Annotated in this window: 18 protein-coding genes; 5 read left to right on the top strand and 13 right to left on the bottom strand. The window is 70.4% G+C overall.

Features of this window, described 5'->3' with window-relative positions:
• Positions 1–125 precede the first annotated feature (125 nt).
• Complete coding sequence (locus OG978_RS29455; RefSeq protein WP_326768101.1) at positions 126–785, top strand: bifunctional DNA primase/polymerase; 660 nt, start codon at positions 126–128, stop codon at positions 783–785.
• A 116-nt stretch (positions 786–901) separates the two neighbouring features.
• On the opposite strand, the gene ftsY is transcribed toward OG978_RS29455, so the two are convergent.
• On the bottom strand, positions 902–2113 hold the full coding sequence (ftsY, locus tag OG978_RS29450; RefSeq protein WP_326768100.1) for a signal recognition particle-docking protein FtsY: 1212 nt from the start codon (positions 2111–2113) through the stop codon (positions 902–904).
• 109 nt (positions 2114–2222) lie between these two features.
• Here ftsY and OG978_RS29445 point away from each other — a divergent pair, with 109 nt between their 5' ends.
• Both OG978_RS29445 and OG978_RS29440 read left to right on the top strand, forming a co-directional pair.
• On the top strand, positions 2223–3626 hold the full coding sequence (locus tag OG978_RS29445; RefSeq protein ID WP_326768099.1) for a purine-cytosine permease family protein: 1404 nt from the start codon (positions 2223–2225) through the stop codon (positions 3624–3626).
• Between the two features lie 93 nt (positions 3627–3719).
• The gene (locus tag OG978_RS29440) at positions 3720–4685 is read left to right on the top strand and encodes an LLM class flavin-dependent oxidoreductase (protein ID WP_326768098.1); all 966 of its coding nucleotides are present in this window, start codon (positions 3720–3722) and stop codon (positions 4683–4685) included.
• Between the two features lie 75 nt (positions 4686–4760).
• Here OG978_RS29440 and OG978_RS29435 read toward each other — a convergent pair whose 3' ends face one another.
• From OG978_RS29435 to OG978_RS29420, 4 genes are all read right to left on the bottom strand, one after another.
• Positions 4761–6179, bottom strand: a complete 1419-nt coding sequence (locus tag OG978_RS29435) for a sugar porter family MFS transporter (protein ID WP_326768097.1) — start codon at positions 6177–6179, stop codon at positions 4761–4763.
• A 207-nt stretch (positions 6180–6386) separates the two neighbouring features.
• The gene (locus OG978_RS29430; RefSeq protein ID WP_326768096.1) at positions 6387–10043 is read right to left on the bottom strand and encodes an AAA family ATPase; all 3657 of its coding nucleotides are present in this window, start codon (positions 10041–10043) and stop codon (positions 6387–6389) included.
• A 344-nt stretch (positions 10044–10387) separates the two neighbouring features.
• On the bottom strand, positions 10388–10600 hold the full coding sequence (locus OG978_RS29425) for a hypothetical protein (RefSeq protein ID WP_018551753.1): 213 nt from the start codon (positions 10598–10600) through the stop codon (positions 10388–10390).
• Positions 10601–11039: 439 nt separating this feature from the next.
• Positions 11040–11321, bottom strand: coding sequence for an acylphosphatase (locus tag OG978_RS29420; RefSeq protein ID WP_026242487.1), 282 nt, complete (start codon positions 11319–11321; stop codon positions 11040–11042).
• Between the two features lie 145 nt (positions 11322–11466).
• On the opposite strand from OG978_RS29420, the gene OG978_RS29415 reads away from it, so the two are divergent.
• Positions 11467–12399 (top strand): CAP domain-containing protein, encoded by a 933-nt coding sequence (locus tag OG978_RS29415; protein WP_326768095.1) that lies wholly within the window; start codon positions 11467–11469, stop codon positions 12397–12399.
• Between the two features lie 74 nt (positions 12400–12473).
• The gene (locus OG978_RS29410) at positions 12474–12866 is read left to right on the top strand and encodes a winged helix-turn-helix transcriptional regulator (RefSeq protein ID WP_326768094.1); all 393 of its coding nucleotides are present in this window, start codon (positions 12474–12476) and stop codon (positions 12864–12866) included.
• A gap of 157 nt (positions 12867–13023) precedes the next feature.
• Here the strand turns inward: OG978_RS29410 and mutM are convergent, their stop codons facing one another.
• From mutM to recG, 8 genes are all read right to left on the bottom strand, one after another.
• Positions 13024–13884: a bifunctional DNA-formamidopyrimidine glycosylase/DNA-(apurinic or apyrimidinic site) lyase gene (mutM, locus tag OG978_RS29405; RefSeq protein ID WP_326768093.1), complete on the bottom strand. Its 861-nt coding sequence runs from the start codon at positions 13882–13884 to the stop codon at positions 13024–13026.
• 93 nt (positions 13885–13977) lie between these two features.
• Positions 13978–14802 (bottom strand): ribonuclease III, encoded by an 825-nt coding sequence (gene rnc, locus OG978_RS29400; protein ID WP_326768092.1) that lies wholly within the window; start codon positions 14800–14802, stop codon positions 13978–13980.
• Positions 14803–14821: 19 nt separating this feature from the next.
• Positions 14822–14995, bottom strand: a complete 174-nt coding sequence (gene rpmF, locus OG978_RS29395; RefSeq protein WP_003965982.1) for a 50S ribosomal protein L32 — start codon at positions 14993–14995, stop codon at positions 14822–14824.
• 2 nt (positions 14996–14997) lie between these two features.
• A complete protein-coding gene (locus tag OG978_RS29390; protein ID WP_326768091.1) occupies positions 14998–15672 on the bottom strand; it encodes a YceD family protein in 675 nt (224 codons plus the stop codon).
• Positions 15673–15835: 163 nt separating this feature from the next.
• Positions 15836–16918, bottom strand: coding sequence for a cell division initiation protein (locus OG978_RS29385; protein WP_326768090.1), 1083 nt, complete (start codon positions 16916–16918; stop codon positions 15836–15838).
• 98 nt (positions 16919–17016) lie between these two features.
• Positions 17017–17496, bottom strand: coding sequence for a pantetheine-phosphate adenylyltransferase (gene coaD, locus OG978_RS29380; protein ID WP_326770202.1), 480 nt, complete (start codon positions 17494–17496; stop codon positions 17017–17019).
• 26 nt (positions 17497–17522) lie between these two features.
• The gene (gene rsmD, locus OG978_RS29375) at positions 17523–18107 is read right to left on the bottom strand and encodes a 16S rRNA (guanine(966)-N(2))-methyltransferase RsmD (RefSeq protein WP_326768089.1); all 585 of its coding nucleotides are present in this window, start codon (positions 18105–18107) and stop codon (positions 17523–17525) included.
• 139 nt (positions 18108–18246) lie between these two features.
• Positions 18247–20472 (bottom strand): ATP-dependent DNA helicase RecG, encoded by a 2226-nt coding sequence (recG, locus tag OG978_RS29370; RefSeq protein ID WP_326768088.1) that lies wholly within the window; start codon positions 20470–20472, stop codon positions 18247–18249.
• Between the last annotated feature and the right edge of the window lie 168 nt (positions 20473–20640).

The raw sequence follows: 20640 nt of genomic DNA, 5'->3' as shown, positions 1-20640 counted from the left end.
GGCGCGCGAAGGATGTCGCACGACCCCGAATGCCACCGGCGCACTCCGGATCGACGGCGACGACGGAGCGTCATGACTCGAGCCCGCGTCGTAACCACCGGCCAGTCGGACCCGTTGGAGGGGGCATGGGCTTCACGATCGGCGGCATCCGCGAGATGCGCACCGGCTCACGGCGCCGCGGCCGTGCGGCCGAGTGCACGGCAGTGGCCGAGTACACGGGACTGTGGGGCTGGGCCGTCGCGCCGGGAGCGCGAGCCGCGGCCGGCCGCTGCTCCTGCGGGCAGGCGAGCTGCCCCTCCCCCGGCGACCATCCACTGGACTTCGCCCCCGAGGTCCCCGCGGGCGCCACGCTCGACGCGGCGGCCGACGCGTGGGGCCGGACGCCGGGCGCCTCGATGCTGCTGCCGGTGGGGCGCACCTTCGACGTCCTCGATGTCGCCGAGGCGGCCGGGCGCCGGGCCCTGGTGCGGATGGAGCGGATGGGGCTGCCGCTCGGCCCGGTCGCGGTGACCCCGGCCGGGCGGGCGCAGTTCTTCGTGGCCCCGGGTGCCGCCGCCGAGCTCCCCCAGCTGCTGTACCGGATGGGCTGGGACGACGCGGGGCTGGATCTGCGGGCGCTGGGGCCCGGCTGCCACATCACCGCCCCGCCGTCCGACAAGGGCGGCCTGGGCCCGGTCCGGTGGCTGCGCCCGCCGGTGCTGGACACGGCGGCCGCGCCGCCGCAGGCGCGGCTGCTGCTGGGCACGCTGGCGTACAGCTGCCATCGCGCGCCGCTCTGCGGCTGAGCACGCCGACATCGGAAACGGTCCCGTACGACGCCGAAGAGCCCGACCGCAGCTGCATCATGCGGTCGGGCTCTTCGTGATCAGGTGATCGGACGCTTCGTGTGCGGCGCCCGGTGTCAGTCCCCGATCAGGGCGTCCACGAACGCCTCCGGCTCGAACGGGGCCAGATCGTCCGGCCCCTCGCCGAGACCGACCAGCTTCACCGGTACGCCCAGCTCGCGCTGGACGGCGATGACGATGCCGCCCTTGGCGGTGCCGTCCAGCTTGGTGAGCGCGATGCCGGTGATGTCCACGACCTCGGCGAAGACCCGGGCCTGCACCAGACCGTTCTGGCCGGTCGTGGCGTCGAGGACGAGCAGGACCTCGTCGAGCGGTCCGTGCTTCTCGACGACCCGCTTGACCTTGCCGAGCTCGTCCATCAGCCCGGTCTTGGTGTGCAGCCGTCCGGCGGTGTCGATGAGGACCACATCGGCACCCTCGGCGATACCTTCCTTCACCGCGTCGAAGGCGATCGACGCGGGGTCGCCACCCTCGGGGCCGCGCACGGTGCGGGCGCCGACGCGCTCGCCCCAGGTCTGGAGCTGGTCGGCGGCGGCCGCCCGGAAGGTGTCGGCCGCGCCGAGCACGACGCTGCGGCCGTCGGCGACGAGCACCCGGGCCAGCTTGCCGGTGGTGGTGGTCTTGCCGGTTCCGTTGACGCCGACGACCATCACGACGCCGGGGGTGTCGAGGCCGCTCTCCGTCTTGACCGCACGGTCGAAGTCGGTGCCGAGCAGGTTGAGGAGCTCCTCGCGCAGCAGCGCGCGCAGCCCGTCGGGGGTACGGGTGCCGAGCACGCGGACGCGCTCACGGAGCCGCTCCACCAGTTCCTGGGTGGGTGCGACGCCGACGTCGGCGGTGAGGAGGGTGTCCTCGATCTCCTCCCAGGTGTCCTCGTCGAGGTTGTCCCGGGACAGGAGCGTGAGCAGCCCCTTGCCGAGGGAGTTCTGCGAGCGGGCGAGCCGGGCGCGCAGCCGTACCAGACGGCCGGCGGTGGGCTCGGGCACTTCGAGGGCGGGGGCGGCGGGCGCCTCCGGCTCGACGGCCTCGGGGGCCTCCTCGGCGGGAGCCTCGGCCTCGGGCGGGCCGACCTCCTCGATGGTGCGGCGCGGTTCCTCGCGCGGCGTTTCGGCTTCCTCGCCGACATGGGGCTCGGCGGGAGGAGTGATGGTCGGCGTGCTCGACGGTGCCGGGGGCAGCTGCTTCTTCTTGCGGCTGCTGACCACGAGCCCGCTGATCACGCCGACCGCGACCAGGGCGATGACTACAGCAAGGATGACGAATTCCATAACCCACCCAGTATCAGTCACGTCCGCCCGAGGGGGCCGCCCCGAGGGATCCCCCGAGTATCCCCTTGGTCGTTATGCACCTTTTGGAGGTAAAGGTACGATCCTGCCTGTGGAGACCCGTGGCCTGGAGCCAGTCCCCGACAACGAGCGCACCGGCCGGGTCCGGACCCTCTTCCCCACCTGGGTCGGCGCGAACCTGACCGTGCTCCTGCTCACCGTCGGCGCGGGGCTCGTCGTCTTCAACGGGCTGAATCTCTGGCAGGTGCTGGTGGTCGCGGTCATGGCCTCGGTCATCGGGTTCGGGCTGGTCGGGCTGGTCTCGATCGCGGGCAGGCGGGGCGGAGCCCCCGGCATGGCGCTCTCCCGGGCCGTTTTCGGACAGCGCGGCAATCTGCTGCCCGGCGCGCTGACCTGGGTCGCCCGCTGGGGCTGGGAGACCGTGAACGCGGTCACCGGCACCTACGCGGTGCTCGCCGTGCTGAATCTGCTCTTCGGCGTCACGGGCAGCCACCGGCTGACCCTGGTGACCCTGCTCGCCTTCGTGGGATGCAGCTGCCTGGTGTCCGGGCTGGGCATGGGGGCGCTGCGGGTGTGCTGCACATGGTCGGCGTACCTCTTCGGTGGCGTCAGCGTGCTCGTACTGGTCCACCTGATCGGCACGACCGACTGGCGGGACGCACTGGGCAGGCCCCCCGGACCGGCGACGATGATGATCGCCGGGGTCGGCACCCTGGCGGCGGGCGGTATCAGCTGGGCCCCGTCGGGCCCCGACTTCGCCCGCTATCTGCCGCGCACGGCCTCCGGCCGGGCGATGGTCGGGGCGGCCGTGGGCGGCGCCGGGATCGTGTATCTGCCGATGGTGCTTATGGGGTCCGTGATGGCGGTCGCCGAGCCGGGCCTGGCCGTCACCCGTGACCCGGTCGCGTTCATCGGCCCCTTGCTGCCCGACTGGCTCTCGGTGCCGTATCTGCTGTTCGCCGTGGTCGGCATGGTGCTGATCAACTCGATGTCGCTGTATTCGGCCGGATTCACCGCACAGACGCTGGGATTCATGGTCCCCCGCACCTGGGCGGTCGGCGTGAATGCCGCCATCAGCCTCTTTCTGGGCGCGACGCTGATGCTCACGGCCACGCGTTTCCTGGATTCCTTCATCTCCTTCCTGACGCTTCTCGCCGTGACGTTCTCCGCATGGATCGGGGTCTTCGGCGTGGATCTGCTGCGGGGCCGTACGTACGATCCGGTGGCGCTCCTGGACACCACGCCGAGCAGCGCCTACTGGTACACCGGAGGCTTCGCCGTGCCGGCCGTGGCCGCGTGGGCCGCGGGCCTGGTGACGGGCCTGCTCTTCACCGGCGTGCGGTGGTTCACCGGGCCGCTCGCCACCACCTGGGTCGGGCGTCAGGGGCTGGGCTGGACGGCCACGATCACCGTCTCCGCCGCGCTGTACGCGGTCCTGCCGCGTTCCGCCGGACGGGCCCGGAAGAACGCCGCCGGCACACCCCTACACTTCTGACGCCTCATCAGATACTGTCCCGCCTCGCCTGGGCCTGTCCGACCCTGATCCGCCGGACAGGCCCTGGTCCGCCCGACGATGGGGACAAGTGTCATGGCCTTCACAGTGGTCCGGTTCAATCTCGTCGATCCCGATGCCACCCCCGAGCCGCTCTCGGCCCGTTACCGCGCCGCGCTGGAGATGGCCGCGTACGCCGACGAGCACGGCGTCGACACCGTACAGACCGAGGAACACCATGGCGCCGCCAACTCCTGGCTGCCTTCTCCCTTCGTCTTCGCGGGCTCGGTCTTCGGCGCCACCCGCCGGATCGCGGTCACCGTCTCGGCGGTCATCGGTCCGCTGCACGACCCGCTGCGGCTGGCCGAGGACATCGCGGTCCTGGACCTGCTGAGCGCCGGCCGGCTGGTCACGGTGGCGGGGATCGGTTACCGGCCCGAGGAGTACGAACAGGCGGGGGTCGAATGGGGCAGGCGCGGCAGGCTCCAGGACGAGCTCCTGGAGACGCTGCTGCAGGCATGGACCGGTGAGCCGTTCCCGTACCGGGGCCGTACGGTCAGGGTCACGCCGCGCCCGTACACCCCGCCGCACCCGCTGCTGCTGGTGGGCGGCAGTTCGCGGGCGGCGGCGCGGCGGGCGGCCCGGTTCGGGCTGCCGTTCTTCCCGAGCGCGCATCTGCCGGAGCTGGAGGCGTACTACCAGGAGCGGCGTGCCGAGTTCGGGACGGACGGCTTCTGCATGATGCCCGCCGCCGAGACACCACTGCTGCATGTGTCGACGGACCCGGACCGGACCTGGGCGGAGTACGGCGAGCACTTCCTGCACGAGGCGCGCACGTACGCCTCCTGGCAGTCCAAGGACATCCGCTCCGCCGTGCGTTCGGCGGCGACGACGGTGACGGAGCTGCGGGCCGAGGGGGTCTACCGGGTCGTCACCCCCGACGAGTGCGCCGCGGCGGCCGTGGAGCTGGACAGTCTGGTGCTGCATCCGCTCTGCGGCGGGATGCCGGTCGAGGAGGGGTGGCGCAGTCTGCGGCTGTTCTGCGAGGCGGTCGCACGCTGACCCGTACCGGCCAAACCGCCCCGGCCCGCGGGTGCGGGCCGGGGCGTTCCGGACAGAGGAGCGGGGCAGCGGGGATCAGCCCATCTCCTCCAACGCCTTGCCCTTGGTCTCCTTCACGAACTTGAGCACGAAGGGGATCGAGAGCGTGGCGAAGCATGCGTAGATGATGTACGTGCCCGACAGGTTCCAGTCGGACAGGCTCGGGAAGCTCGCGGTGATCGCCCAGTTGGCGATCCACTGCGCGGACGCGGCGACGCCGAGCGCGGCGGCGCGGATCTTGTTGGGGAACATCTCACCGAGGAAGACCCAGACGACGACACCCCACGACAGGGCGAAGAAGAGCACGAACACATGGGCCGCGACGAGCGCCACGACGCCCTGGGTGCTCGGCAGTTTGCCGTCGACCAGGTCGGCGGAGAAGGCCCATGCCTCGAAGGCGAGGGCGATGGCCATACCGGTGGAGCCCACCAGCGCGAGCGGCTTGCGGCCCACCCGGTCCACCAGGACCATCGCGATGACGGTACCGATGATGTTGATGATGGAGGTGGTGAACGACCAGAAGAACGAGGCGCTCGGATCGATGCCGACGGACTGCCAGAGCGTCGCGGAGTAGTAGAACGCCACGTTGATGCCGACGAGTTGCTGGAAGACCGACAGGCCGATACCGACCCAGACGATCGGCAGGAAGCCGAAGCGGCTGCCGAGCAGGTCCTTGAAGGTGGACTTGTGCTCGCGGTGCATGGCGATCTCGATCTCGGCCACCCTGGCGTCGAGGTCGACGTTCTTGCCCTCGACCTCCTCAAGGATCTTCCGGGCCCGCTCCTTCTTGCCGATCGAGATCAGGAATCGCGGCGACTCGGGGATCGCGAGGGACAGAAGTCCGTACAGGACGGCCGGGACGACCATGACGCCGAGCATCCACTGCCAGGCTTCGAGGCCGCCGATCTTCCCGCGCTGGTCGCCGTCGGCGAGCTGCAGGATGCCGTAGTTGACCAGCTGGGAGATGGCGATGCCGATGACGATCGCCGCCTGCTGGAAGGAGCCGAGCCGGCCGCGGTAGGCGGGCGGCGAGACCTCCGCGATGTACGCCGGGCCGATCACCGAGGCCATGCCGATGGCGAAGCCGCCGATGATGCGCCACATAGCCAGGTCCCAGAGCGCGAACGGGAGCGCGGAGCCGACGGCGCTGATGGTGAAGAGCACGGAGGCGATCTGCATGCAGCGGATACGGCCGATGCGGTCGGCGATGCGCCCCGCGGTGGCCGCGCCGATCGCACAGCCGATCAGGGCGATGGCGATGACCTGGGCGAGCGTTCCCGAGCCGATGTCGTAGCGGCTGCGGATCGCCTCGACGGCGCCGTTGATGACGGAGCTGTCGTAACCGAACAGGAAACCGCCCATCGCGGCGGCGGCGGTGATGAAGATGACATGGCCGAGGTGGTCCGGGTGGGCCGCTCGGGCTCCGGACGCCGGTCCCTGCGATGTGCTGGTCACATGAACTCCTGATGCCTGGCCGCGTCGTCAGGTGTGGGGGGGAACTGTTCCAAGTGGCGCATAACTCCTCGACTGCCACCACTTGAAAGCAAAAACGACGTTGCAGAGGCTATTCGTTCAAATTTCGAAGTCAACATCAGACCAGTGCGCACAACTACCCAGAAACACCCAAAATGCATGTTGAAGTGTTGAAGATTGAGTAAAGCCTCAGCGGAGGCGCTGGCTGATGACCTTCGAGACGCCGTCGCCCTGCATCGAGACGCCGTACAGCGCGTCGGCGACCTCCATCGTCCGCTTCTGATGCGTGATCACGATGAGCTGCGAGCTCTCCTGGAGCTCCTCCATGATCCGGATCAGCCGCTGGAGATTGGTGTCGTCGAGCGCCGCCTCGACCTCGTCCATCACATAGAACGGGCTCGGCCGGGCCTTGAAGATGGAGACCAGCAACGCCACCGCCGTGAGCGAGCGTTCACCGCCGGACAGCAGCGAGAGCCGCTTGACCTTCTTGCCGGGCGGCCTCGCCTCGACGTCCACACCGGTCGCGAGCATGTTGTCCGGGTCGGTCAGGATGAGCCGGCCCTCGCCGCCCGGGAAGAGCCGCGAGAAGACGCCCTCGAACTCGCGGGCCGTGTCCCGGTACGCCTCCGTGAACACCTGCTCGACCCGCTCGTCGACCTCCTTGATGACCTGTATCAGATCGGCCCGGGTCTTCTTCAGGTCTTCGAGCTGCTCGGAGAGGAACTTGTGCCGCTCCTCCAGCGCCGAGAACTCCTCCAGGGCAAGCGGATTCACCTTCCCGAGTTGCTGATACGCCCGTTCGGCCGACTTCAGCCGCTTCTCCTGCTCGGCCCTGACGAACGGCTTCGGCTGGTTGCGCGGATGCTCCGGGTCCGGCGGCAGCTCCTCGCCCGCCGCGGCCGGTGACGGCGGTACGAGCTGGTCGGGGCCGTACTCGGCGGCCAGCCCGGCCGGCTCGACACCCAGCTCCTCCAGCGCCTTCGCCTCCAGCTGCTCTATCCGCAGCCGCTTCTCGGCACCGAGCACCTCGCCGCGGTGGACGGAGTCGGTGAGCTTGTCCAGCTCGCTCTTGAGGTCGCGGCCCCGGCCGCGCTCGGCCGCCAGGTCCCGTTCCCGCTCCGCCTTCGCGGCCTCGGCCACGACCCGCTCCCGCTCGGCCCGTACGACGGACACCTCGACGTGCGCGAGCAGCTGACGGGCACCGGACGCGACGGCGGAGGCCACCGCCGCCTCGTGCCGCAGCCGGGCCCGGCGCCGCTCGGCGCGGGCGCGGGCCTCCCGCTCGGCGCGGGCGCCCCGGTCGAGGGAGTCCGCGCGGCCGGCGAGCGCCTTGACCCTCTCCTCGTGGGTGCGCACCTGGAGACGGGCCTCCATCTCGGTCTGGCGGGCGTTGGCACCGTCGGCGGCGAGCCGGTCCCGTACGGAGGTGTCCGGCTCCTCCTCCACCGGCATCTCCTCGGCGACGAGCAGCCGCTCGGCCAGCTCCTCGGCCTCCTCGGTCGCCCGTTCGAGGGCCTCCTGGGCGCGGGCGGCCGACGCGGTCATCCGCTCGGCCTCACCGGCCGCGCCACGGGCCTGACCGGCCAGCCGCCCGAGCTGCTGGGACACCCCGGACTTCTCCCGCTCGGCGGCCCGGCGCCGCTCCCCGAGCTCCTCGACCAGCCCGGCACCGGCCCGGCGCCGCTCCCCCGCGATCCGCTGCGCCTCGGTCAACTCGGCGCACTCTACGGCCAGTTCCTCCAGCTGGGCGGCGGCCTCGTCGACCGAAGCCTGTACTTCGAGGAGGCTCGGCGCCCCGGCGGAACCGCCGTGCGCGAAGTGGGCCGAGAGAATGTCGCCCTCGGCGGTCACGGCCGTCAGCTCCGGGTGTACGACGACGAGGTCCTCGGCGTCCTCCAGGGTGCCGACGACCACCATGTCCCGCACCAGCCTGCGTACGGCGCCCATCAGTTCGACGGGCCCCCGCACCAGATCGCCCACGGCGGGCGGCCCTTCGGCTCGCCCCCCTTGCACTTGCCCCTGCCCCGGTACGTGCACAGCAGCCACATCGGCAACACCAGCACCATCGACACCACCAGCACCACCGGCCCCAGGGGCACCCCCCTGATCGGGTACCCCGGCGCGCCGCACCCCGCCCAGCAGCAGCGCGGCCCGCCCCGCGTCCTGCTTGCGCAGCAGCCTGATCGCCTCCGCCGCCGTGGCCGGGTCCGTCACCGCGACCGCGTCCGCCGCCGCGCCCAGAGCCGCCGCCACCGCCACCTCGTGCCCCGGCGCCACCGTCAGGAGTTCCGCGGCCGGACCGAGCAGCCCCGACAGCCGGTCCCGCGCTCCGAGCAGCGCACCCGTGCCGTCCTTGCGGCGCAGACCGAGGGCCAGCGCCTCGTGGCGGGCCGCGACCGCCGCCCGCTTCCGTTCCGCGGCGGTGGCGGCCTCCCGGGCCGCGGAGAGCGCCGCCTCCGCCTCCGCGAGTTCCCGCTTGGCGGCATCGTGCCGCTCGCCGAGCTCCTGATCGCCGGCGTCCAGACCCTCGACCTCCGCCTTGAGCTCTTCGTACTCCTCCTGGGCGGTGACCGCCCGCTGCCGCGCCTCGTCCCGGGAAGCGGCCAGCCGGTCGATCTCGGCCTGCGCCGAACCGGCCCGGCCGCGGGCCGCGTTGACCTGTCCGTTCAGCCGGGCGAGCCCTTCGCGGCGGTCCGCGATGGCGCGGGCGGCGTCCTTGAGCCTGCGTTCCTCGGCCGCCAACTCCCGTTCCAGCTCGGCACGGTGGGCCGCGGTGTCCTCCAGCGCGTGTTCCGCGGCCTCCAGCGCGGCCGCCAGCTCCGCCTCCTGCTCGCGGATCCGGGCCGCCTCCCGTTGCATGTCCTCGGGGTCGCGACCGCGCCGCTCCTCCTCCGGAGGAGCGGAGGCGCTCTTCACCCGGGCGTCGGCCAGCGAGATCGTGCCGCGCACCCGTTCGGCCAGCTGGGACAGCTCGTACCAGGTCTGCTGGGCCCGCTGGAGCCGCGGCGCCAGTCGTCGTACCTCGTCCTCCAGCTCCGCCTCACGCGCCAGGGCCGCCTTGAGTTCCGCCTCCGCGGCCTCCCGGCGCTGCTTGAGCGCAGCCTCGTCGGCGATCTCGCTGCGCAGCGCCGTGCGCAGCCGCACCAGGTCGTCGGCGAGCAGCCGCAACTTGGCATCGCGCAGGTCGGCCTGGATGACGGCGGCCCGGCGCGCCACAGCGGCCTGCCGGCCGAGCGGTTTCAGCTGCCGCCGCAATTCGTCGGTGAGGTCCTGGACGCGCGCGAGGTTGGCCCCCATGGCGTCCAGTTTCCGCAGCGCCTTCTCTTTCCGCTTGCGGTGCTTGAGCACACCCGCGGCTTCCTCGATGAACGCGCGACGGCCCATCGGATCGGCGTGGAGCACGGAGTCCAGCTGGCCCTGACCGACGATGACATGCATCTCGCGGCCGATGCCGGAGTCCGAGAGGAGTTCCTGGATGTCCAGGAGCCGGCAGGTGTCGCCATTGATCTGGTACTCGCTGCCGCCGTTGCGGAACATGATCCGAGTGATCGTCACTTCGGCGTACTCGATGGGCAGTGCGCCGTCGGAATTGTCGATGGTCAGCGATACTTCGGCCCTGCCGAGCGGCGGACGCCCGGTGGTTCCGGCGAAGATCACGTCTTCCATCTTGCCGCCGCGCAGGGATTTGGCGCCCTGTTCTCCCATGACCCAGGAAAGCGCGTCCACCACATTGGACTTTCCGGACCCATTGGGGCCGACGACGCATGTGATGCCGGGTTCGAACCGCAGTGTCGTGGCGGAGGCGAACGATTTGAAACCACGCAGGGTCAGGGCCTTGAGGTGCACGCCGCCGGACTCTACCTTTCGCTCTCGGTTTCGCTGATGAAGGTGCAGGGCACATCAGACGTTAAGGGAAGGGGTGTACGCCGGGGGCGGGTCCCGCACAGGTCCGGACGGAAAAGGATCCGAAGGATCCGAACGGAAAAAGAAAGAAGGGACGCCGAAGCGCCCCTTGTAAATCTTGTGCGGTGTTACGTGCGGTGTGCTGGTGCAGCTGCGCATGGCGGATCGAGGACATGTCACGTGGGTGACAGCTCAAGAGCAGTGATCTTCAGTGATCCGGCGACGATCCGGGTGATGATCTCGGACGGCTGACGCGTACGTCCCGACCGGCCCCTGGGGGCCATCGGTCAGGTCAGCGCCGGCTCCGCCTGAGGTACGTCGATGTCGATGCTGTCGAGCAGCGACTCTTGGTGCTGGGCGGCGGCATTGAGCGCGTCGTTCTCGTCCTGAATCCGTACGAGCTCGGATTCAAGATCCTGGACGCGCTGCTGGAGCCGTCGCATCTCGGCGAGGAGTCGCGGGTCGGAACCGCCGACGTAACCGAGAAGCGCCTTTGCCATGATGGATGGTCCTCCACACTGAGTGACCGACCGATGCGGTGTGGGTCGTGAGGGAATCGCACCCGCGGTGCTCGGCAGCGCTCTGTAGTCACTGCTGTTCTGCTGCCAAACAGCTCTGCCAAACAGCTAAGGTGCGCGGGGATTTCAGCGTCTCACCAAAAAGTTTGACGGTCAACACGATCACACCCTGTAGAGGCGGGCAGCCCGGGGGCGCGCGGCTTGGCGATCATGCGGCGCGACTCTCCTGCGGGACCCTGCGGGGCGTGGAGATCATCCTTACTCCCGCAGCCTGGCACGGTAACCGAATCTTGGCAACCACCCGGACATTCCGCAGGTCATTTCATGTGTACGCAGATGAGCGCGCCGCCCGGTAACCCCTCGCCCTGTTTCGAACACGGTCCGAACGCGACCTCTTTCGCACCCCCGGAACGGACCCGGATCAGCGGATCGCGAAGCCCTCGTAACCGCCGCGCGGGGTGTCCCATATCTCAGTGACCCCGTCGACTCGGCCGGGTGTGTCGTCCGAACGCAGCCAGTCCAGCAGGCGGTGGCAATTCTCACGTCGCCCCTCGGCGACGACCTGCACCCGGCCGTCGTCGAGATTGAGCGCGAATCCGGTGAGGCCCCCGATCTCCAGGGCGTTTGCCCTGGTGAACCAGCGGAACCCTACTTGCTGTACTCGGCCGCGTACCCATGCGGTGAGTCGTACATCTTCGTTCATGGCCGAACGCTAACCGCCCAATTGCTCTCGGAGCACTTCCTGCCGTTGGGCCATGGCGTACAGTCCCGACGCAATGGCCTCACCCGAACGGGTGAAGCGTATTGACGCCGGAAGCGGCGTCCAGACCGTCAGAAGGGCTCAGCAGATGGGACGCCACCGACGCTCCGCCGCAGCTCCCGCCGCTGAGGACCACGCGGCGGGGGGTGCGGGCCGCAGCCAGGGCGGGCACCGCAGGAAGCGGTCCGGAGCGCCTGGCCGTACGGGACTGATCGGCGTCTCCGCGGCCCTTGCCGTGGGAGCCGTGGCGGTGGCCTCCGGCCTGGTACCCGGCGGCGACACCTACACGGTGGGCGGTGGCGTCGCGGACCAGGTGCGTTCCGGGGGCGCCCCCGATCTGCTGACCCAGGGCGGCTCCACCACCGCACCGGCCGACCGCGGTACCGCGTCCGACCCGGCCAGCCGCGGCGTCGGACGGGCCGAAGGTCCGACCAGTGCGGAGTCCCCCACCGGATCCCCCGCGTCCGCTTCGAAGTCGTCCGGGCCGGCCGAGCGGACGAAGCCGTCCCGGTCGGCGCCGTCGCAGACCCCTTCGGCCGAGACCGACAAGAGCACCGCCCCCGCAGCCGAGAAGTCGTCGGCCGCGCCGAAGGCCTCTGCCTCCGCCCCCGCGACCCGCAGCGCCGCGGCCCCGGCCCCGACCGACGCCTCCGCCCAGTCCGCCGTGCTGGCCCTGGTCAACCAGGAGCGCGCGAAGGTCGGCTGCAGCCCGCTGACCGCCAGCGCCTCGCTCGCCTCGCTCGCCCAGGACTTCAGCGCGGACATGGCCGCCCGTGGCTTCTTCGACCACACGGACCCCGATGGCCGGACTCCCTGGGACCGCGCCTCGAAGGCCGGTGTGCAGGGCCTCGCCGCCGAGAACATAGCCCGCGGCCAGGCCGACGCGCAGGCCGTGATGGATTCCTGGATGAACAGCGACGGCCACCGGGCGAACATACTCAACTGCGACTACAAGACGCTCGGCATCGGTGTGCACTACGGCTCCGGCGGCCCCTGGTGGACCCAGGACTTCGGCTTCTGACCGCCAGCACCCCGGCACTTACCCGGGGAAAGCGCACTCCTACGGTGAGCGCTGCGCGGGCGTACGCTGCCCGCATGGACGAGAACACCTCTCTGGACGCGCTCGCCTTTGATGTGTTCTCCAGACAGTGCCCCTCACGCGGCACGCTGGAGCATGTCACCGGGCGCTGGGGCAGTCTCACGCTGGGAGCGCTGCACGAAGGCGGCTTCCGCTTCAACGAACTCCGCCGCCGGGTCGACGGGGTGAGCGAGAAGATGCTCTCCCAGACACTCCACGCCCTGGAACGGGACGGTCTGGTCCACCGCGAGGCCCAGCCGACCAATCCGCCGCGCGTCGACTACGAGCTGACGCCCCTGGGCCGGCACGTGGCCGAGCGGCTGCTCGCGCTGATCCAGCTCGTCGAGGGCCGGATGCCCGAGGTGCTCCGGGCCCGTGACCGCTACGACGAGACGCACCCCACGCCTTAGACCGACCGGCAATTGGGGGGCGGCGTCGCGGGGCTGGGTGCGCGCATCTGCCGCGTTGTCGTCAATCACCATGGCTCCGCCATGCCTCAATCCTCCGCCTTGCAGCTGCACGCGCCCAGCCCCGCTCCTTCTCCCACCCCCCAATTGCCGGTCGGTCTTAGACGGTCGCGCGCGGCGGCCGCTGGCAGCGCGGGCAGAAGTAGCTGGAGCGGTTCATCCAGGGGCGGCGGCGCATCGGCGTACCGCAGCGGTGACAGGGCTCGTCCTCGCGTCCGTAGGCGTCGAGCGAGCGGTCGAAGTAGCCGGACTCGCCGTTCACATTGACGTAGAGGCTGTCGAAGCTGGTGCCGCCCTGGTCGAGCGCCGCGTTCATCACGTCGCGGACATGGCCGAGCAGTTCGGCCGACTTGGGGCGGGTGAGGGTCGCGGTCGGCCGGTCGTAGTGCAGTCTGCTGCGCCAGAGCGCCTCGTCCGCGTAGATGTTGCCGACGCCGCTGATCAGCGACTGGTCGAGCAGGGCCCGCTTGACGGTCGTACGGCGCAGCCGCAGGGCCGCGTGGAAAGCGGCGTCGTCGAACGCCGGGTCCAGTGGGTCGCGGGCTATGTGCGCGATGGTGTCGGGCAGCCCGTCGGGAGTGTTCTCGTGGAGCGAGAGCCCGCCGAAGGTCCGCTGGTCGACGAAGCGGAGCTCGGTGCCCACGGCGTCGTCGAAGCGGATCCGGATGCGCAGATGCTTCTCGTCCGGTGCGTCCTGCGGCTGTACGAGCAGCTGGCCGCTCATGCCGAGGTGGCCGAGGAGCGAGCTGGACGCGTCGTCCAGCGGCACCCAGAGGTACTTGCCGCGACGCATCGCCGTTCCGAAACGGGCGCCGCCGAGCCGGGCCGCGAAGTCCACACCACCGGCGAGATGGCGGCGGACCGCGCGCGGGTGCAGCACCTCGACGTCGCCGACCGTGCGGCCGGTGACCCAGCGTTCGAGACCACGTCGTACGACTTCGACCTCGGGCAGCTCGGGCACGGTGTCGCTCCTGAAGGGATGACCTGAGAAAAGAGTACGTTTCCGGACAGGACGAACCCCCCGGTGCGCGGGGGCACCGGGGGGTTCTGGGGGTCAGGCCGGAGCCGCGTCCGTGGACGGCGACGGGCCTGCAGGGGTGTCGGCGGCCCCTCCGTCGGCTGCGGCCTTCGCCGCAGCCGCCCGTTCCTCCGCGGCGGCGCTGATCTCGCGCCAGGCGGACTCCGCCGCCTGCTGCTCCGCTTCCTTCTTGCTACGGCCGGTGCCGGTGCCGTACGAGACACCACCGACGCGAGCAGCAGCAGTAAAGGTCTTCTCGTGATCCGGGCCGGTCTCCGTGACGAGGTACTCGGGGACTCCGAGGCTCTCGCCGGCGGTGAGCTCCTGGAGACTGGTCTTCCAGTCCAGGCCGGCACCGAGGTTCGAGGACCTGTCGATCAGCGGGTCGAAGAGCCGGTGGACCAGCTCCGAGGCCGCGCTGAGGCCCTGGTCGAGATAGACCGCACCGATCACCGCTTCGAGGGTGTCGGCGAGGATGGATGCCTTGTCCCGGCCTCCCGTGCCCTCTTCACCCCGGCCGAGCCGGATGAAGGAGCCGAGTTCGAGGCCGCGGCCCACTTCCGCAAGCGCACGCGAGTTGACCACCGCGGCCCGCAACTTGGCCAGCTGGCCTTCGGGCAGGTCGGGGTGGGTGCGGTACAGCGTGTCCGTGACCACCAGGCCGAGCACCGAATCCCCGAGGAATTCGAGCCGCTCGTTGGTGGGCAGACCGCCGTTCTCGTATGCGTACGAACGGTGGGTCAGCGCACGCACCAGAAGGGCGGTCTCGAGTTGGTACCCGAGCCGCCCTTCCAGAAGCGTGTGGGACGAGGCTGTGTTGACGTTGTCTGCCTTCTTCTTGGCGTTGGACAACTCAGACATCGGGCCTCTCACCAGCCGCTCAGACCTCGAGGACCTGGCGCTTGTTGTACGTGCCGCAGCTGGGGCACGCGATGTGCTGCAGCTTCGGCTCCTGGCAACGCTCACACGAAACCAGGGTGGGGACCGCAGCCTTCCACTGCGACCGGCGGTGGCGCGTGTTGCTGCGCGACATCTTCCGCTTCGGAACAGCCACGGCTACTTCTCCTGCTTCTCGTCGACGCCCGCTTCGGCGCCGCCCATGTTGTCCTTCTCGCCGTCCTGAACGGTGTCGGCGAGTCCTTGCAATGCCGCCCAACGGATGTCGACGGCATCATGGTGGTGGCCGGGGTTCTCGTCCAGCCTGATTCCGCATTCGGAACACAGGCCGGCACAGGACTCCCGGCACACCGGCTGCATCGGCAGTGCGAGCACCACCGCATCGCGCAGCACTGGTTCGAGGTCGAACAGGCCGTCCTCGATGAAGAGCCTGTCCTCGTCGTCCTCGGCGTCGTCGGCCGGCTCCGCCTTGCTGCTGCGGCCCCGGTCATCGGCGTCAGGGTACGAGAACATCTCCTGGAAGTCCGCCGCAACCTCTAGGCGCAGCGGCTCCAGACACCTTACGCACTCCCCCTCGGCCGACGCACGGGCGGTGCCTGTGACAAGCACCCCCTCCATGACCGACTCGAGGCGGAGGTCCAGCTCCACGGGTGCGCCTTCCGGCACACCGATGACCCCTTCGATGCCGAGGACCGACGGCGGACCAGGTGCGTCCACCGGGCGGGAGAGCCGCTGGAGGGCACCGGGACGCCGGCCCAGCTCGTGCGTGTCGAACACGAGGGGGTTTCGGTGGTCGAGGTGGCCGTTCAGGGCTTTTCCTGCTTTCGAAATCATGTGCAACGCACATCGTGGGGAGGGCCGCCCGGATTCGGAGTCGAAGCAGGCAGCCGGGATCGCGGACATACGCGCGACCGAAGAGCCAGGATACTGGACGTGCCGCCCAGCTCCCAATCCGGGCCGTCGGGGCCGCCTGCCCCCGGGCTCCGGTCCCGTCCGGTCAGCGCTCCTGCTCGTACCGGCGGAGCTGGTCCAGGTCGATCATGCTGGTGTCGAACAGGCTGGTCTCGTCGAGGGCGCTCTCGCCCTGCTGCTGGAGAGCCTGCTGCGGCTGCACGGGCTGCTGCTGCCAGCCGTCGTACCCCTGGACCGGGACCTGGGCCTGGCCCTGGCTCTGGTCGTAGCCCTGCTGCTGATAGGCCGCGGCGTACGGGTCCGGCTGCTGCTGGTACCCGTAGACGTCCTGCTGCGGCTGGTCCTGGTACGCGTAGGTCTCCGCGTAGCCCGGCTGGGCCTGGGCGGGGAAGTGCGGCTGGGCCTGCTGGTGCACCGGCTGCGGCTCCGGGGTGGCGATCTCGGCGAGGCCGGCCCAGTGGTCCTCGTCGCTGATGTGTGCCTGGTTGCCCGCCGCGTCCTGGGCGGCCACGTGGGCACCCAGTTCGTCGGTGGCGACCCGGCCGTGCAGCTTCTGCCGGCCGCGGCCGACCGCCTCCAGGGTCTTGGCGAGCACGGCCTCGAAGGCGCCCAGCTTGGTGTCGACGTATTCGTCCGCCCGGCGCTGGAGCGTGGCGGGGTCGGTGCTGCGCTCGGGGGCCTCGGCGAAGTCCGGGTCCTCGTAGCCCTGCTCGTCGAAGGGCTGGCCACGGCCGAGGAGCTTCTCGCGGCCCCGGTCGACGGAGCCGATCGTCTTGGTGAGGACGACCTCGAAGTTGGCGAGCTTGCTGTCGACGTACTCGTCGGCTTCGGCGCGGACCTCGGCGGCCTCCCGGCGGGCCTCTTCGAGGATGCGGTCGGCCTCGCTGCGGGACTGCCTGGCGACCTCGGTGTCGGAGATCAGCGAGGTGCGCTCGGCGCGGGCGGCCCCGATGATCCGCTCGGCCTCCTGGCGGGCCTGCTCGGCCAGCTGTTCCTGGCCGCCGATGAGCTCCTGGGCGTGGGCGAGCGAGCCGGGCAGGGCCTCGCGCACCTCTTCGAGCATCGCGAGCAGTTCGGCGCGGTTGACCACGCACGAAGCCGACATGGGCATCGACCGGGCGTTCCCGACCGTTTCGACGATCTCGTCGAGCTTCTTCTGCACGTCCACCGTGTGCTCGCCACTCTCTACAGCCGATTGGAGACGGACGGGACGACTGTACGGCCAGTCGGCGCCCGTCCGACACCTGGTGACGGGCCGTCAGCTCTTCAGTCCCGGGCGAGACGCTCGGTGAGGGCCTGGTGGACCGGCGGGGGGAGCAGGTGGGAGACGTCGCCGCCCCAGGTGGCGACCTCCTTGACCAGGGAGGACGACAGGAAGCTGTAGGTGGGATTGGTCGGCACGAAGAGCGTCTCGACGCCGGAGAGGCCGTTGTTCATCTGGGCCATCTGGAGCTCGTAGTCGAAGTCGCTGACGGCCCGCAGGCCCTTCACGATCGCCGGGATGTCGCGCTGCTTGCAGAAGTCGACCAGGAGGCCGTGGAAGGACTCGACCTGGACGTTGCCGAAGTCCGCGGTGACCTGGCGGATCAGGTCGATCCGCTCGTCGACCGTGAACAGGCCCTTCTTGGACTGGTTGATCATCACCGCGACGTGTACGACGTCGTACAGCTTCGAGGCGCGGCCAATGATGTCGAGGTGTCCATTGGTGATGGGGTCGAACGACCCCGGACAGACGGCGCGGCGCAACTTGGTTCCCTCGCTCTCCGGTGCGGTCATCGTGCGTCTTCGCACGTAGAGGCGGCGCGACCGTACCAAAGCGTTCCTTCGCCGTAACGGCGGGCCCGCAATGGTTCGAATCCCTCGGGCCAGCCGAATTCTCCGCCTCTGGTGCTGCGTTCCACGGTGACGAGGGCGTCGGCCGTGAGCCAGCCCTGGGCACGGAGTGTGAGCAGTATCTCGCCAAGATCGTCGTCGGTGACGGCGTACGGCGGGTCCAGGAACACCACGTCGTACGGCTGGGCCGGTGCCGGTCCCGTCACGACCTGTTCGGCTCTGCCGGTGCGGACCTCGGCGCCGGGCAGGCCGAGGGTGCGGACGTTGTCCCGGACGATGCGGACGGCCTTGGCGTCGGCCTCGACGAGCAGGGCGTGCACCGCGCCCCGGGAGAGCGCCTCCAGGCCGACGGCCCCGGACCCCGCGTACAGATCGGCGATACGGGTGCCCTCCAGGCTGCCGAGGAGGGCTTCCCAGGTGGAGAAGAGGCCCTCGCGTGCACGGTCGGAGGTGGGGCGGGTGCCGGTGCCGGGCGGAACGGCCAGGCGGCGTCCGCCGGCCGAGCCGGCGATCACGCGGGTCATGGGTGTCTGGTCCTCCGTTCGTGGGCGGCCCGCGGGGTGCCGCGGCGCCGTGCCACCCACGATATGGCGTCGTGGCTGATCGGGCCCGCGCACCCGGCGCCCCCGCAGGTCCTGTCGGCATCCCCGCAAGTCCCGGGGGTCAGCCCTTGTCGAGGTACTGCTCCCGCTCCTTGTCGAGCAGCGCGTCCAGCGCGATCCGCAGCTCCGGCAGGTGTTCGAGCTCCGGGTCGGCGGCGACGATCGCGACGGCCTCCTCCCGCGCGGCGGCGATGACCTCCTCGTCGTCGATGACGGTGAGCATCCGCAGCGAGGAGCGGACCCCGGACTGGGCCTGGCCGAGGACATCGCCCTCGCGGCGCTGTTCGAGGTCGATCCGGGAGAGTTCGAAGCCGTCGAGGGTGGCGGCGACGGCGGAGAGGCGGGCGCGGGCGGGACTGGCCTCGTGGGCCTCGCTGACCAGCAGGCAGAGTCCGGGGGCGGAGCCCCGGCCGACCCGGCCGCGCAGCTGGTGCAGCTGGGAGACCCCGAAGCGGTCGGCGTCCATGATCACCATGGCGGTGGCGTTGGGGACGTTGACGCCGACCTCGATGACGGTGGTGGCGACCAGTACGTCGACGTCGCCCGCGGCGAAGCGGCGCATCACGTCGTCCTTGTCGTCCGGATTCATCCTGCCGTGCAGCACCTCGACGCGCAGACCGGCCAGGGGGCCCTTGGCGAGCTGTTCGGCGATCTCCAGCACGGCGAGCGGCGGGCGCTTCTCGCCGTCGTCCTCGGGCTCCTTCTTCTTCGCTTTCTTCCCCGCCGCCTCGTCGTCGGCGTCGTCGCCGATGCGGGGGCAGACCACGTACGCCTGGTGTCCGTTCTCCACTTCCTCCCGCACCCGTTCCCAGGCGCGGCTGAGGAAGTGCGGCTTGTCCTTGGCGGGGACGACGTGGCTGGCGATCGGGGAGCGGCCGGCCGGGAGCTGGTCCAGTACGGAGGTCTCCAGGTCGCCGAAGACGGTCATGGCGACCGTACGGGGAATGGGAGTGGCCGTCATGACCAGCAGATGCGGCGGCCTCTTTTCCCCCTGGGAGTTCCCCTTGGAGCGCAGGGCGTCGCGCTGCTCCACCCCGAAGCGGTGCTGTTCGTCGACGACGACCAGGCCCAGGTCGTGGAACTGCACCTTGTCCTCGATCAGGGCATGGGTGCCGATCACGATCCCGGCCTCGCCGGTGACGAGGTCGAGAAGCGCCTGGCGGCGGGCCGCGACGCCCATCGAACCGGTGAGCAGCACCACCTTGGTCCCCTGCTCGGAGCCGCCCAGCATGCCGCCCTCGGCCAGCTCCCCCATCATTTCCGTGATCGAGCGGTGGTGCTGCTGGGCGAGCACTTCGGTGGGCGCGAGCATGGCGGCCTGCCCGCCCGCGTCGACGACGCCGAGCATGGCGCGCAGGGCGACCATGGTCTTGCCGGAACCGACCTCTCCCTGGAGGAGCCGGTGCATCGGGTGTTCGGTCGCGAGGTCGTCGAAGATCTCCTTGGAGACCTTCTGCTGTCCGTCGGTGAGGGTGAAGGGGAGCTTGGCGTCGAAGGCGTCGAGCAGCCCGCCGGCGGTGGGTCTGCGGGCCACGGCCGGGAGCTGGGTGTCGGCATACCTGCGGCGGGCCAGCGCGACCTGGAGGACGAAGGCCTCGTCCCACTTCAGGCGGTCCCTGGCCTCGGCGATGTCCGCCTTGGTCTGCGGGCGGTGGACCTTCAGCAGCGCCTCGGGGAGCGCGGTGAACCCGCGCCCCTCGCGCAGGCTCGGCGGCAGCGGGTCGACGGCCTCCTGCGCGCTGGGCAGCACCGTGTCGACGGCCTTGGCGATCCGCCACGAGTCCAGCTGCTTGCAGGCCGGGTAGATCGGCAGCAGCCGCCCGGCGAAGGCGTCCACCGCCTCCGTGGCCTCGTCGGTGTCCGCAGCGTCCAGCAGCTGGTACGTGGGGTGGGCCAGCTGCATCTTCCGGTTGAAGACGGAGACCTTGCCCGCGAACATCGCCCGCCGGCCCGGCAGCAGCTCCTTGTGCGGCTTGTGGACGCCATGGCCGAAGAAGACCAGCTGGAGGTGGCCGTTGCCGTCGGTGAGGGTCACTTCGAGGCGCTTGCCGCGGCCGTTGTTGAACATCAGGACGCGTGCGTCGGCGACCTGGGCGACCACCGTCACGTGCTCGTCCAGCGGGAGGTCGGCCAGCGCCGTGAGCCGGCCGCGCTCCTCGTACCGCCGCGGGTAGTGGTGGAGCAGATCACCGACGGTGTGCAGGTCGAGGTGCTCGGCCATCACCTTCGCGGTGGCTCCGCCGAGCAGCTTCTTGAGGGGTTCATCGAACGCAGACACGCGATCCATTGCACACCACACCACTGACAGATGTCGGCGGGCACCACCCGGAACCCGGGAATCCCCTGGTCAGAATCGTCGCCACGCACCTAGGATCGGCTCCCACGCTTCCGGCTCGCGATCACCTCCGCAGGGATCGCCCGACCCGCGCTGTCGCAAGTGTCTCGCCGGGCGAGG

This window comes from Streptomyces sp. NBC_01591, assembly GCF_035918155.1.
GTDB lineage: Bacteria > Actinomycetota > Actinomycetes > Streptomycetales > Streptomycetaceae > Streptomyces.
The sequence above is the reverse complement of the archived record's forward strand: the minus strand, read 5'-3'. Positions and strand labels throughout refer to the sequence as shown.

Coding starts and splice junctions, on each gene's coding strand:
- OG978_RS29455 (WP_326768101.1), top strand. CDS start 126: ATGGGCTTCACGATCGGCGGCATCCGCGAGATGCGCACCGGCTCACGG.
- ftsY (WP_326768100.1), bottom strand. CDS start 2,113: ATGGAATTCGTCATCCTTGCTGTAGTCATCGCCCTGGTCGCGGTCGGC.
- OG978_RS29440 (WP_326768098.1), top strand. CDS start 3,720: ATGGCCTTCACAGTGGTCCGGTTCAATCTCGTCGATCCCGATGCCACC.
- OG978_RS29425 (WP_018551753.1), bottom strand. CDS start 10,600: ATGGCAAAGGCGCTTCTCGGTTACGTCGGCGGTTCCGACCCGCGACTC.
- OG978_RS29420 (WP_026242487.1), bottom strand. CDS start 11,321: ATGAACGAAGATGTACGACTCACCGCATGGGTACGCGGCCGAGTACAG.
- OG978_RS29415 (WP_326768095.1), top strand. CDS start 11,467: ATGGGACGCCACCGACGCTCCGCCGCAGCTCCCGCCGCTGAGGACCAC.
- OG978_RS29410 (WP_326768094.1), top strand. CDS start 12,474: ATGGACGAGAACACCTCTCTGGACGCGCTCGCCTTTGATGTGTTCTCC.
- rnc (WP_326768092.1), bottom strand. CDS start 14,802: ATGTCTGAGTTGTCCAACGCCAAGAAGAAGGCAGACAACGTCAACACA.
- OG978_RS29390 (WP_326768091.1), bottom strand. CDS start 15,672: ATGATTTCGAAAGCAGGAAAAGCCCTGAACGGCCACCTCGACCACCGA.
- rsmD (WP_326768089.1), bottom strand. CDS start 18,107: ATGACCCGCGTGATCGCCGGCTCGGCCGGCGGACGCCGCCTGGCCGTT.
- recG (WP_326768088.1), bottom strand. CDS start 20,472: ATGGATCGCGTGTCTGCGTTCGATGAACCCCTCAAGAAGCTGCTCGGC.